Annotated in this window: 13 protein-coding genes and 1 riboswitch; of the genes, 11 read left to right on the forward strand and 2 right to left on the reverse strand. The window is 70.8% G+C overall.

Annotated elements, in window-relative coordinates:
• Nucleotides 1-98 precede the first annotated feature (98 nt).
• Nucleotides 99-1547 carry an aldehyde dehydrogenase gene (locus tag ACWD5F_RS24970; protein ID WP_451257453.1) on the forward strand — a complete coding sequence of 483 codons (1449 nt, stop codon included), beginning with the start codon at nt 99-101 and terminating at the stop codon, nt 1545-1547.
• A 62-nt stretch (nt 1548-1609) separates the two neighbouring features.
• The gene (locus tag ACWD5F_RS24975; protein ID WP_451257455.1) at nt 1610-2461 is read left to right on the forward strand and encodes an oxidoreductase; all 852 of its coding nucleotides are present in this window, start codon (nt 1610-1612) and stop codon (nt 2459-2461) included.
• Nucleotides 2462-2499: 38 nt separating this feature from the next.
• Here ACWD5F_RS24975 and ACWD5F_RS24980 read toward each other — a convergent pair whose 3' ends face one another.
• Nucleotides 2500-3450, reverse strand: coding sequence for an amidohydrolase (locus ACWD5F_RS24980; protein ID WP_451257574.1), 951 nt, complete (start codon nt 3448-3450; stop codon nt 2500-2502).
• Between the two features lie 23 nt (nt 3451-3473).
• Nucleotides 3474-4478, reverse strand: a complete 1005-nt coding sequence (locus ACWD5F_RS24985) for a glycoside hydrolase family 43 protein (RefSeq protein WP_451257576.1) — start codon at nt 4476-4478, stop codon at nt 3474-3476.
• Between the two features lie 200 nt (nt 4479-4678).
• Between ACWD5F_RS24985 and ACWD5F_RS24990 the strand changes: the two genes are divergently transcribed.
• The 9 genes from ACWD5F_RS24990 to ACWD5F_RS25030 all read left to right on the forward strand — a co-directional run bounded on the left by ACWD5F_RS24990 (nt 4679) and on the right by ACWD5F_RS25030 (nt 13429).
• Entirely contained in the window at nt 4679-6526 is a 1848-nt protein-coding gene (locus ACWD5F_RS24990) for an ABC transporter ATP-binding protein (protein ID WP_451257457.1), read from the forward strand.
• 133 nt (nt 6527-6659) lie between these two features.
• Nucleotides 6660-6770 carry a putative leader peptide gene (locus ACWD5F_RS24995; RefSeq protein WP_401711743.1) on the forward strand — a complete coding sequence of 37 codons (111 nt, stop codon included), beginning with the start codon at nt 6660-6662 and terminating at the stop codon, nt 6768-6770.
• 154 nt (nt 6771-6924) lie between these two features.
• The gene (locus ACWD5F_RS25000; RefSeq protein ID WP_451257459.1) at nt 6925-7788 is read left to right on the forward strand and encodes a glutathione S-transferase C-terminal domain-containing protein; all 864 of its coding nucleotides are present in this window, start codon (nt 6925-6927) and stop codon (nt 7786-7788) included.
• Between the two features lie 97 nt (nt 7789-7885).
• Nucleotides 7886-7995, forward strand: a riboswitch (SAM riboswitch).
• 338 nt (nt 7996-8333) lie between these two features.
• A complete protein-coding gene (locus ACWD5F_RS25005; RefSeq protein WP_401711738.1) occupies nt 8334-9314 on the forward strand; it encodes an amino acid ABC transporter permease in 981 nt (326 codons plus the stop codon).
• Nucleotides 9311-10108 (forward strand): amino acid ABC transporter ATP-binding protein, encoded by a 798-nt coding sequence (locus ACWD5F_RS25010; RefSeq protein ID WP_401711735.1) that lies wholly within the window; start codon nt 9311-9313, stop codon nt 10106-10108. Before ACWD5F_RS25005 ends, ACWD5F_RS25010 begins: the two co-directional genes overlap by 4 nt.
• A gap of 52 nt (nt 10109-10160) precedes the next feature.
• Entirely contained in the window at nt 10161-11189 is a 1029-nt protein-coding gene (locus ACWD5F_RS25015) for an ABC transporter substrate-binding protein (RefSeq protein WP_451257462.1), read from the forward strand.
• A gap of 80 nt (nt 11190-11269) precedes the next feature.
• Nucleotides 11270-12007 carry a GNAT family N-acetyltransferase gene (locus ACWD5F_RS25020; RefSeq protein ID WP_451257464.1) on the forward strand — a complete coding sequence of 246 codons (738 nt, stop codon included), beginning with the start codon at nt 11270-11272 and terminating at the stop codon, nt 12005-12007.
• 47 nt (nt 12008-12054) lie between these two features.
• Nucleotides 12055-12144: a putative leader peptide gene (locus tag ACWD5F_RS25025; RefSeq protein WP_401711728.1), complete on the forward strand. Its 90-nt coding sequence runs from the start codon at nt 12055-12057 to the stop codon at nt 12142-12144.
• 76 nt (nt 12145-12220) lie between these two features.
• Nucleotides 12221-13429: an LLM class flavin-dependent oxidoreductase gene (locus ACWD5F_RS25030; protein ID WP_451257466.1), complete on the forward strand. Its 1209-nt coding sequence runs from the start codon at nt 12221-12223 to the stop codon at nt 13427-13429.
• Nucleotides 13430-13446 lie beyond the last annotated feature (17 nt).

Raw genomic sequence — 13446 nt, forward strand, 5'->3', positions numbered from 1 at the left:
CGCCACAATAACATTACGCTTGTTGCATTAACTGTCACATCGACGTAGCGTTTGTTGCGTCAACCTCTACACGACAGGGACAGAGAGAAGACGGCGCCATGATCGTGCGCGACAAGCTCTACACAGGCGGTCTCTGGACCGACCCGAGCGACACCACCCCGCTCGACATCCGTTCACCCCACGACCAGTCGCTCGTCGGCCGGTCCGTGCAGGCCCGGCCGGCCGACATCGACCGCGCGGTCGCGGCGGCCCGGGCGGCCTTCGACGAAGGGCCCTGGCGGCACACGACTCCGGAGCAGCGCCAGGACCTGATCGTGCGGCTGAACAAGCTGCGCGAGGGGCGGGCCGAGGAGATCGCGCGGCTGATCACCACCGAGCGCGGCAATCCGCTCTGGTTCAACAGGGCGGGTCAGGGCGGACTCACCCGGCAGGCGCTCGGCTACCTCAAGGCCGCCCGCGAGTTCGGCTGGGAGGAGACGCTCGACCCGTCCGTCCCCGACGCCCCCTTCCGCAGCGTCGTGCGCCGCGAGGCCATCGGCGTAGTGGCCGCCGTCATCCCGTGGAACTCACCGTTCTCGGCGGCGCTGGCGAAGATGATCCCGGCGCTGCTCGCGGGCAACACCGTGGTCCTGAAGGCCTCGCCGGAGAACTCCCTCAGCATGATGCTGCTGGCCGACCTCTTCGACGAGGTGGGGCTGCCCGAGGGCGTGGTCAGCATCCTCCCGGCCGACCGGGAGACCAGCGAGTACCTGGTCGCCCATCCCGGCGTCGACAAGGTCGCCTTCACCGGCTCGACCGGCGCGGGCCGTTCCATCGCGGCCGTCGCGGGCCGCCAACTCAAGCGCGTCAGCCTGGAGTTGGGCGGCAAGTCCGCGGTGATCATCCTGCCCGACGCGGACCTGACCGAGGCCGTGCCCGCGCTGCGGTTCGCCTCGCTGATGAACAACGGCGAGGCGTGCATCGCGCAGACGCGAGTTCTCGCGCCGCGCAGCCGGTACGAGGACGTGGTGACCGCCCTCAAGGACCTGCTCGACGGACTGAAGGTCGGCGACCCGTCGGCGGAGGACACCTTCGTCGGCCCGCTGGTCCGCGCCGAACAGCAGGAGCGGGTGCGGTCCTACATCCGGCTCGGCATCGAGGAAGGCGCCCGCCTGGTCACCGGAGGACCCGAGTCGCCGGCCGGTCTCGAGCAGGGCAACTACGTCAGGCCGACCCTGTTCGCGGACGTGGACAACAGCATGCGGATCGCACGCGAGGAGATCTTCGGTCCCGTCCTGGTGGTGATCCCCTTCGACGACGAGGACGACGCCGTGCGCATCGCCAACGACTCCGAGTACGGCCTCAGCGGTGGCGTCTGGACGGCGGACGTGGAGCACGGCCTCGAGCTCGCCCGCCGGATCAGGACCGGCACCTTCACCGTCAACAGCGCGCCCATCGGCTTCGACGGCCCGTTCGGCGGTTACAAGGCGAGCGGCACCGGGCGCGAGTACGGAGCCGTCGGCCTCACCGAGTACGTCGAGCACAAGACGATCACCGTCCCGGCGTGATCACCCAACTCACTTGACCCGCACAGAAGAAGCACGACCTGCGAAGAAGAAGGAAGATCACGATGACTACCAGGACCTGGCTCATCACCGGCGCCTCCGCCGGACTCGGACGCGAACTCGTGCTGGCCGCGCTGAACCGCGGCGACCGCGTGGTGGCGACCTCCCGCCGGCCGGAACGCCTCGACGACCTCGCGCGCGAGCACGGCGACCGACTGCTCGCCGTCGCGCTCGACGTCAACGATCCCGACGACGCCCGCGCGGTGGTGACGGCGGCCACCGAACGCTTCGGGACGGTGGACGTCGTGGTGAACAACGCCGGTTACGCGACCAGCGCGGCGATCGAGGACATCCCGGACGGCGAGTTCCGGGCCCAGCTGGACGTCAATCTGTTCGGCGTGGTCAACGTGACCAAGGCGGTGCTTCCCGTCCTGCGTCGGCAGCGCTCCGGGCACATCGTCCAGATCTCGTCGATCGGCGGCCGGGTGGGCGGCACCCCGGGGCTGGGCGCCTACCAGACCGCGAAGTTCGCGGTGGAGGGATTCTCGGAGGTGCTCGCCAACGAGGTGGCCCCCCTCGGCATCAAGGTGATCATCGTCGAGCCCGGGGGACTGCGCACCAACTGGGTCGCGGGAGCCGCCACTTCACCCGTTCCGATCGGCGAGGACTACGACCGGACCGTCGGCGAGTGGGCGCGCATGTTCGCCCAGTACAACGGCAACGAACCCGGTGACCCGGCCAGGGCGGCGCAGGTCATCGCGGAGACCGTCGACACCGAAGAGCCGCCGCGGCGCCTACTGCTCGGCTCGGACGCGCTGCGCATCGCGCTGGAGTCGGGTGCGGAGCGCTCCGCGGAGGCCGAGAAGTGGGCGGACGTCAGCCGGTCGACGGACTTCCCCACGCCCGACGAGCGGTAAGCAAGCCGTCGGCGGCAGGCAAGCGACCAGTCGACTGGTCACCCCTTCCCGTTGAGCAGCCGCCACGGGTTGTCGACCCGGAACGCCCGCTCCGCCGCTCCGCCCAGACCGAAGCCCGGTCGCTCCGGTGGCCCGGCATAGGGCCGGTCGGTGCCCTGGACGACGGCATCCGCGCCGAGCGCCGCCACGATCGCCTCGACGGCGCGCGGACCGTAAGAGGACGTCTCCACGAACACGTTCCGGTCCACCTCGTCCGCGCCGTCACCCCGCGCCGCGAAGCGCTCCCCGTGCAGCGGGGCGAGCCCGGCCAGCAGGGCGAAGCAGACCCGCAGCCGGGGATGGCGTGGCCGCCCGAAGGCGCGGAACGCGAACCAAGAGGCGTGCATCTGCTGGACGTAGGGGACCATCGCGGGCCACCAGCCGGGCCCTGGCATCACGGGGCCCGCCAACCCCGAGACCGATGCCCCCGAGCCCGACGACCCCAACAGCGCCGGTCCGGGATGCACGAACAGCGGGAGATCGCGCTCTTCGAGGAGGTCGAGCAGTGGGGCGCATCGGGCGTAACCGGCCGCGTCGGTAAGGGAGTTGGCCGGAAGCTGAAGCCCGGCCAGCCCCAGCCCCGAATCCAGGGCCTCGGCCGTCGCCTCCGCGTCGATGTCCCGCACACCGGCCGCCGCCCACGCCCCGAACGGTTCCGGCAGACCGGCCGCGTCCTCGTGGTGCGCGTCGATCAGTGGCCGTGCCTCCTCGGCCGGCAGCCACTCGATGCCGAGCGGGGCGGACAGCGAGACGAGGGCTCGGCCGAGGCCGTCGGCGGCGGCCAGTTCGGCGCGCCGCGCGATGTCGTGATCGGCGGCGGAGACCTCGTAGGGCGGCTCACCGACCGTGTGGAGGGTCCAGCCGTCGAGGTACGGCGGTTCGGTGCGGGCGCGCAGGGCGGCCAGGAACGCGGGGCCCCACAGGTGCTGATGGAGATCGACATGCGGCAGCGGCTGAGGGGCATCGATGTCCGTCACGCCAACTCACCGTCCAGGTCGGTGCGTTGGCGCAGCACGCGCAGTTCCGCGCCGTCCAGCTCCATCTCGTACAGCTTGCCCCGCGCGTTCTCGAACGGCCGGTGCAGGATCATCATCAGTTGTCCGTCGAAGGTGTGGAACAGCATGCCGTGGCCGCTGTCCTGCCGGACCAGGGGCCGACGTTGGTGCCACGGTCCGGTGAGGTCGCCGGACTCCGAGACGGCGTACGTCTGCACGTAGCCGCCGCTGAGCGTGCCGTCCTCCGCGGCGACGTTCTTCTCGTACGTCGACCACAGCATGAGCAGGGTGCCGTCGGGTGTGCGGTGGAGCTGGGGGCCGTCCGTGACGTAGGGCGCGAGCTGGTGCGGGACGCCGGCGGGGAGCTGCTCGGTGATCCAGGACGCGTCCGAGGCCTTGAACAGGAGCACCGGGTCCCCGACGGTCCGGGTCAGGTCCGGAGCGAGCCGGATCGCCTCCATGGTGCCGTCGATCGTCTGGAGCCACTCGTGCGCGTACACCATCCACGGCAGCCCGGAGGGGTCGACGTACAGCGTGCCGTCCAGGGTCATGAGGTGCTCGGGCGGGGTGGGGCGGGACGGGTCGACGACGGTGAAGGGGCCCAGCAGGGAGTCGGACACGGCCGTGACCGTGCCGCGCATGTGGGTGGGGAGCCGGAACGGCGTGCCCCAGCGGCCGGGCGGTGGGACCGGAAGCGGTCTGTCCGCGTTGTGCAGGGTCGTGAACAGGTAGTACCTGCCGTCCCGTCGGTGCACCTCCGGGGCCCAGGCGCCGTCGGTCGCCCAGATGCCCGGCTGGTCCTCGGTGCGGAAGACGACGACCGGGCGCGTCCAGTCGCGCAGGTCGTGGCTGCGGTAGACCATCGTGCCGGTGCCGTCCACGCCCGACACGGACGGGTCGTTGGACGTGTAGAGGTGGTAGGTGCGGGTCAGCTCGTCGGCGACCACGAACGGGTCGTGCAACGGCATGTCGGGCAGGCGCATCGGCGCGTTCGGGGGCACCTTTCCAGCGTACGGCCGACCTCTGACACCTCCTGAGCCGCATACGCGCGATGCCGTCCCACCACCCGCCGACAGCCGGACACCACTCGCCGCAGGCCGGAAAAAACGCATGGACCGGGCCGTACCGGTCGCAGGACACTGCCATGCCTGGCCGTACGCGGGGACACGACGACAGGGTGGGAATGGGAACGCCTGCATCGCACGACGGAGTACCGGGCCGCGGCTCGGTACTGCTCGCACTTCGGTTCTACGGGCGGGAGTTGGCGCGGCTGCGGCGGCTGACGCTGCCCGCCATGCTGCTGCCCGCGCTGGGCAACGTCGGCATCGCCTACATCGCGCCGCTGGTCGTCGCCAAGCTCGTCGGCCGCATCGCCGACGACGACGGCATCGGCGTACGCGCGACACTGCCGTACGTCCTCGCCTTCACCGTCGTCCTGCTGCTCGCGGAGACGCTCTGGCGGATCGGACTGCACTGCCTCAACCGCCTGGACGCGCTCGGTATCGAGCACCTCTACGTGATCGGTCTGGACGAACTGTTCGCCAAGGACGCCTCGTTCTTCCACGACAACTTCGCCGGCTCGTTGACCAAGCGGGTCCTCAGTTTCGCCTCGCGGTTCGAGGAGTTCGTCGACACGCTGACGTTCAACATCATGGGCAGCCTGATTCCGTTGCTGTTCGGGTCCGTTGTGCTGTGGCGCTACGAACCGCTCCTGGTCGTCGGCCTGTTGACGATGATCACCGTGACGGCGCTGTGCGTGGCGCCCCTCATCCGGCGTCGCCAGCGGCTGGTGGACCAGCGTGAGGCGGCCATCGCGCGGGTGTCGGGGCATGTGGCCGACAGCCTGATGAACATGGACACCGTGCGGGCGTTCGCGGCCGAGGAGCGCGAGGCCGCCGAGCACCGCTCCCGGGTCGCCACGTCCCGCCGGCTGACGCTGATGTCGTGGGACTACGGCAATCTGCGCATCGACACGCTGGTCGCGCCGTTGTCCGTGGCGACCAACGCGCTCGGGCTGCTGCTCGCGGTGACGCTGAGCCGGGGCGGGCACGGCGTGGAGGCGGTCGTGGTCGCGTTCACGTACTACACCAACGCCACCCGGATCATGTTCGAGTTCAACCAGATCTACCGGCGGCTGGAGAGCTCGATGACGGAGGCCGCGCAGTTCACCGAGCTGCTGCACTCGCCCCCGACCGTGCTCGACCCGGCGAAGCCGGACCCGCTGCCTGCGCGGGCCGCCTCGGTCCGCTTCGAGCGGATCACCTTCGCCCACGGACCCGGCGCCCCGCTCTTCGACGGACTCGACCTCGCCGTGCCCGGCGGCGCGAAGATCGGCCTGGTCGGGCGGTCCGGCGGCGGCAAGACCACCCTCACCCGGCTGCTGCTGCGGATGACGGACCTGGACGCCGGCCGCATCCTGATCGGCGGCCAGGACATCAGCAGGCTCCGTCAGGCCGACCTGCGCGGTCTGATCGCGTACGTGCCCCAGGACCCGGCCATGTTCCACCGCACCCTGCGGGACAACATCGCCTTCGCCCGCCCGGACGCCACCGACGCCGAGATCCGCCGGGCGGCCGAGGCCGCGCACGTCACGGAGTTCGCCGACACGCTGCCCGAAGGCTTCGAGACGATGGTCGGCGAGCGCGGCATCAAGCTCTCCGGCGGCCAGCGCCAGCGGGTCGCGCTGGCCCGGGCGATCCTGCGCGACGCGCCGATCCTGCTCCTCGACGAGGCGACCAGCGCCCTCGACTCGGAGAGCGAACTGCTCGTCCAGGAGGCACTGTGGCGGCTCATGGAGGGGCGCACCGCGCTCGTGGTCGCGCACCGGCTGAGCACGGTCGCCGGCATGGACCGCCTTGTGGTCCTGGACCGCGGCCGGATCGTCGAGCAGGGCACGCACGAGGAACTGCTCGCGTCCGAAGGCACCTACGCGAAGCTGTGGCGCCACCAGTCAGGCGGTTTCCTCTCCGACAGCCCGGCGGAGGAGGACGACGCCCTGGACGACGGTGCCGCCCGGGCCGACGTGAACTGAACGGGCCGATGTGAACCGAACGGCACACCGAAACCGAACGGGACACCGACCGGTCGGTGGACGCCCTCTTGACGCCGCAGCCAGGGGGATCGACACTCCAGAAGGGAATCCTAGTGAACAGGTAGGGAATGACATGAGGCGCCTTGGACCGGTCACCGTACGCGTGAGCCGCTCGCCTCTCCTCACCTCCCGCCGCCACATCGATCTGCTGCGCGTCTGCAGCGCGATCAGCCGCCAAGGCTGAGCCGCGCCCCTCCCGTGCCCGCGACGCCCACGCGTCGTCCCGCGACCGGACGCCACCGGCGTCGTCCGTCCGCACCGCACGGCTGAGCCCGGCCCCTTCCCGTCCGACGTCGCTTCCGCCGCGCGTACGTCCGCGCCCGCTCCCGGGGAGAGTCATGTCCGTCACACCGCTGGCCGCCCACACCACCACTCCGTCCGCGCCCGCCTTCCGGGGCCGCATCGGCGGCGATCCGCGCAGCGGCCACTACGCCGTTCCGCGCCGCTACCGCCTCCATCTGTCCACCGCGTGTCCCGACGGCCTGCGCATCGCCGTCACCCACAGCCTGCTCGGCCTGGACACCGTCTGTCCGGCGACCTACCTGCCCGCCGTCCCCGACTCCCCGCAGGGCGGCCACTCGGTGCTGCGCCCGCTGTACGAGGCGAGCGCCCACCGGTACTCGGGGCCGGCCGTCGGACCGGTGCTCAGCGACGACTGGTCCGGGCGGATCGTCAGCACCCACGCCCCGGACATCACCCGCGACCTCGCCCGCCGCTTCGGCGCCGACCGGCTCTCGCTGTACCCGTGCGGCGCCGAGTCGGAGATCGAGGCCGTCGAGCGGATGTGCGCCCAGGACATCGAGGGAGCCGCCCAGCGTGCCGGACAGTCCGGCGGAGAGCAGGCGGAGCGGGACGCGGCCCTCGAAACGCTGCTGGAGTCGCTGGGTGCGCTGGAGCGGTGGCTCGTCGGACGCGACTACATGATCCGGGATCAGATCACCGCGGCCGACGTCGAGTTGTGGGTCACCCTGGTCCAACTCGACACCGTGCACCGGCATCACCTGGACGCCTGCGCGGTCGAGCGCATCGCCGACCACCCGACCCTGTGGGCGTACGCCCGCCGCCTGGCCGCCCACCCGGCCTTCGGCACCCATCTCGACCTGGACGGCATCGCCCGCCGGCACCACGCCCACTGCCGAGGTCTGGAGGCGGCCGGCGCGGCCGTGCAGATCCTCGACTGGGCGGCCCACGCGGCCCGATAGCCGCTCACCGCCCGTCCACAGCAGCTCCACAGTCGTTCCACTTCGTGGACCGGCGTTGACATTCGTTCGGGCAAGTGTCTTGAATATCGCCCAGAACGGTCATGAGTGTCAGCGACAAGCCCTGGCTTGCTGACCGGCAACCCTCGCACCGCGGTGGGGTGCCCCAGGTGACGACCGGACCGGATGACGTTTCGGTAAGCGCGCGGCCCCTTCCGGGGGCCTCCGACAGTGACAGGTGACGCCATGTACGCAGCTCTCAGGACGGCCGCATGCCGCCCACAGAGCTGCGTGCTGTCGTACGCGAACCTGTTCGTCGCCGACCGCGCCGTCGATCTGCTCCGGGTCAGCAGCGCACTGTGTACCGCACCGGGCCGTGCCCGCTGTCGGGGCTGACGACCAGCCAGCCCGCGCACCTCTGACGCACACCCGCCTCCGCCGGTGTGCAGTTCCCCTCCCCGCCCCCAGTCCCGCGCAGCCGCGCGCGCCGCCCGTCGTCGCGCGTCCACCGCCGGGGTCCGGGGTGTCCGAACCTGCCGGAGCCCACCATGAGTGAACCCCCTGGCGCCGCCGTGTCCCTCGCCGAGGCACCGCCTGCCGACGAACCGTCAAAACCCCTCACGGCACAGCGAGTTCAGCCGCTGCGCCGGCCGGGGCGCTGGATCGCCACCGCGGTCGTGCTGGTCCTCGCGGCCCAGTTCGTGCACGGCCTGGCGACCAACCCGTTCTACCAGTGGGACCGCTTCGGCTACTGGTTCCTGCGGCCGACCATCCTCGACGGGCTGCTGATCACCCTCGAAGTGGCCGCCTACAGCGCGGTCCTCGGCCTCCTGGGCGGCATCCTGCTCGCCCTGGCCAGACTCTCCAGGTCCCCGGTGCTGCGCGCGGTGAGCTGGACCTACGTCTGGGCGCTGCGCTCGATCCCGCTCATCGTGGTGCTGCTCTTCCTCTACAACTTCAGTGCTCTGTACCGGACGTTGAGCGTCGGTGTCCCCTTCGGGCCGGCCTTCTTCTCCTTCGACGAGTCGAAACTGGCCACCGACATGGTCGTGGCCGTCATCGGCCTCAGCCTCAACGAGGCGGCCTACGCGGCCGAAGTGGTCCGCGGCGGCATCCTCTCCGTCGACCAGGGCCAGCACGAAGCGGCCTCCGCCCTCGGCCTGCCGAAGAGCTACCAGTTCCGCAGGATCGTGTTCCCGCAGGCGCTGCGCTCCATCACCCCGAACTACGTCAACCAGCTGATCGGCCTGATCAAGAGCACCTCGCTGGTCTTCTACGTCTCCCTGCTCGACCTGTTCGGCTCCGCGCAGACGATGGGCTCCACCTACCCCGGTGACATCGTGCCGCTGCTCCTCGTCGTCACCGTCTGGTACCTGATCCTGACGAGTGTCGTGTCGGTCATCCAGTTCTACGTCGAGCGGTACTACGCCCGGGGCGCCACGCGCTCCCTGCCGCCGACGCCGATCCAGAAGCTCCGCACCGGCCTCACCGATCTGCGGGCCCGTATCCGCCGGGAGGCCGCGATATGAGCGCCAAGACCCTCGAAGCGCCGACCGACATCACGCCCGCCGCGGTGGAGGTGCACGACGTGCACAAGTGGTACGGCGCCCACCGGGTGCTGGACGGCGTCGACCTGACCGTGCGGCCCGGCGAGGTCACCGTCATCCTCGGCCCGTCCGGCTCCGGGAAGTCCACGCTGCTGCGGGTCATCAACCACCTGGAGAAGCCGGAGATCGGCTACGTCAGCGTCAACGGCGAACTGATCGGCGTGAAGCGGCAGGGGGAGCGGTTGAAGGAGCTGAGCGAGCGGGCCATCCTCGCCCAGCGCAGCCGGATCGGCTTCGTCTTCCAGAACTTCAACCTGTTCCCGCACCTGACCGTCCTCGACAACGTGGCCGCGGCCCCCGTCGCCACCGGCCGGCTCGGCAAGCCCGAAGCCCTGGAACTGGCCCGCGAGTTGCTCGGCCGGGTCGGTCTCGGCGAGAAGGCCGGCGCCTATCCGAGGCAGCTGTCCGGCGGCCAGCAGCAGCGCGTCGCCATCGCACGTGCCCTCGCCCTGCGCCCCGGCGTCATCCTCTTCGACGAGCCGACCTCCGCCCTCGACCCCGAACTCGTCGGCGAAGTCCTCGCCGTCATCAAGGACTTGGCGACCAGCGGCACCACCCTCGTCATCGTCACCCACGAGATCGGCTTCGCCCGCGAGGTCGCCGACCGGGTCGTCTTCATCGACGGCGGAAAGATCGTCGAGCAGGGCCCGCCGCACGAGGTCCTCGACAAACCGCAGCACGAACGGACCCGCGACTTCCTCAGCAAGGTCCTCTGAGCCTCACCCTTCTCACCCTCAACAGTCCTGAACACCGAGCCTAGGAACAGCCATGTCTCCCCTCAGCCTTCGCAGCAGACTCACTCGCGGACTCACCGCCGGCACCGTCGTCGCCGCCCTCGCCGGCGGGCTCGCCGCCTGCGGGGGAGACAGTGACGCGGCCACCACGACCGACAACGCCGCCGCCGGCTCGGTCACCGTGGGTGCCCTGTCCCTCGGCGCCGCCAAGGAGACCACGCTGAAGGTCTCCGAAGTGAAGTCGATCAGCGCCGAGTTGCCCAAGGACATAGCCAAGAGCGGCAAGCTGGAGATCGGCGTCGGCTTCCTGCCCGCCGGCTCCCCGCCGCTCGGCTACGTCGGCTCCGACCAGAAGACCCTCACGGGTTCGGAGACCGACATCGCCCGTCTGGTCGCCGCCGTCCTCGGCCTCAAGCCCGAGCTGAAGAACTCCACTTGGGAGAACCTCTTCATCGGCCTGGACAGCGGCAAGGTGAACGTCGCCTTCTCCAATGTCACCGACACCGAGGAGCGCAAGGCGAAGTACGAGTTCGCCTCCTACCGCGAGGACAACCTCGGCTTCGCGGTGAAGGCCGACAACTCCTGGAACTTCGACGGCAATTACGAGAACCTCGCCGGCAAGACGGTCGCCGTGGGCGCCGGCACCAACCAGGAGCGGATCCTCCTGGAGTGGAAGAAGAAGCTGGCCGCCGAGGGCAAGAAGCCGCTCACGGTCAAGTACTTCCAGGACAACAACAGCACCTACCTCGCGCTGACCTCCGGGAAGATCGACGCCTACCTCTCCCCGAACCCCTCGGTCGCCTACCAGGTCTCCTCGACCAAGGGCACGGCGAAGGCGATCCGCAACGCGGGCACCTACTCCGGCGCCGGATCCTCCCTCCAGGGCCTGATCGCGGCCACCGCGAAGAAGGACAGCGGCCTCGCCAAGCCGCTGGCCGACGCGATCAACTACCTGATCAAGAACGGGCAGTACGCCAAGTGGCTGGCCGCCTGGAACCTCTCCAACGAGGCCGTCGCCAAGTCCGAGATCAACCCGCCCGGACTGCCGCTCAGCGACTCCTGACCCACCCTCTCAGCAAGGGGACCCCGCCGCGTCCCGGCGGGGTCCCCGACCCGTGCGACCAGTACCGGAGCCGTCACCCGATGTCTTCCACCGCCAGTCTCGAAACCACCACGTCCCACGTCCTGGACAACCCGGCCTGGGCCGCGCTCACCGGCCCGCACGCCCACTTCGCCGAGCGCGTCGGCCGCGCCGTCCGCTACCCCGTCGACGTGGCCGGCTTCCACGCCATCACCGACAACGACGACCCGCGTGCCTGGGCCGACCGGGCCACGCTCGTCGGCCCCGGCGGCACCGCCGCGGTGCGCGGTGTGAGCGAGGCCCCGGCCGGCTGGGAGATCGTCCGCTCGGGCCAGGGCGTCCAGCTCGTCGACACCGCGCTGTGGGCCGAGCCCGCCCCCGAGGCCGTACGCCTGGGTCCCGCCGACGTACCCGAGATCCTCGACCTGGTGGCCCGCACTGAACCCGGCCCCTATCTGCCCCGCACCGTCGAACTGGGCACCTACCTGGGCATCCGCCACGAGGGCCGGCTCGTCGCGCTGGCGGGCGAGCGCCTGCACCCGCCGGGCTGGACCGAGATCAGCGCGGTCTGCACCGACCCCGACTATCGCGGCCGGGGCCTGGCCACCCGCCTGGTCCGCGCGGTCGCCGCCGGCATCAAGGAACGCGGCGAGCAGCCCTTCCTGCACGCCGCGGCGAACAACACCGACGCGATCCGCCTGTACGAGTCGATCGGCTTCACGCTGCGCGCCCGTACGGTCTTCTCGCTCGTCCGGTTCATCGGGCCGACCGCTGCCCCGGATCCGGAAGAAACGGCATAGCCGTGCCGTTGTCTTTTATGAAGCCGGACTCCGTGGAGGTGGAGCACATGAGTGGCGCGTCCCTCGTGCACGTGTGTCTCACCACGCGGCAGCACATCGACCTGCTGCGTGTCGCCGGCGCGCTCTGTCGCCCCTGACGCCGTTGCCCCAGCGCCGTGAGCCCATTTCCCTGGGCCGGCGATCTCGTACGGACCTCCAGGAAGGCACCTACTCGTGTCATCGACCTCCCCTTCGCATCTGCATCTCGCCGTGGCCCTCGACGGCACCGGCTGGCACCCCGCCTCCTGGCGCGAGCAAGTGGCCCGCCCCCGGGACCTGTTCACCGCCGGCTACTGGGCCGACCTGGTCGCCGAGGCCGAGCGCGGCCTGCTCGACTTCGTCACCTTCGAGGACGGGCTGGGCCTCCAGTCCTCGCACTACGCCGAGCTGGACGGCCGCACCGACCAGGTCCGCGGACGTCTCGACGCCGTCCTGACCGCGTCCCGCATCGCGCCCCTGACCCGGCACATCGGCCTCGTACCGACCGTGATCGCCACGCTCACCGAGCCGTTCCACCTCTCCAAGGCGATCGCCACTCTCGACTACGTGAGCAGCGGCCGTGCGGGCCTGCGGGTGCAGGTCAGCGCCCGTCCGCACGAGGCCGACCACTTCGGCCGCCGCACCTTCCCGCCGCTGGACCTGGCGGAGCTGCGCACCCCGGCCGGACAGCAGCGGCTCACCGACCTCTTCGACGAGGCCGCCGACTACGTCGAGGTCGTGCGCCGGCTCTGGGACAGCTGGGAGGACGACGCGGAGATCCGGGACACCGCCACCGGCCGCTTCGTCGACCGGGACAAGCTGCACTACATCGACTTCGAGGGCGCGCACTTCAGCGTCAAGGGCCCCTCGATCACCCCGCGCCCGCCGCAGGGGCAGCCCCTCGTCACCGCGCTCGCCCATCAGACCGTTCCCTACCGGCTGGTGGCCCGCCAGGCCGACATCGGCTACGTCACCCCGCGTGACGCCGACGACGCCCGCGCGATCGTCGCCGAGATCCGCGCCGAGCAGGAAGCGGCCGGCCGCGCGGACGAACTCGTCCATGTCTTCGGCGACTTGGTGGTCTTCCTCGACGACGACCAGGCCGTGGCGGAGGACCGACGCGCCCGCCTGGACGCCCTCGCGGGGGAGCCGTACGACAGCGACGCACGGATCTTCGCCGGTACGCCCGCCCAACTCGCCGACCTGCTACAGGAGTTGGCGACCGAGGGCCTGACCGGCTTCCGGCTGCGGCCCGCCGTCCTCGGCCATGACCTGCCCGCCATCACCGACGGCCTGGTTCCCGAACTCCAGCGCCGCGGCGCCTTCCGCACGGCCTACGAGGCCGACACCCTGCGCGGCCTGCTGGGCCTCGCCCGCCCCGCCAACCGCTATGCCGCAGCCTGAGCCGGAAGGACCGACCG

It is taken from the genome of Streptomyces sp. NPDC002499, from assembly GCF_053595415.1.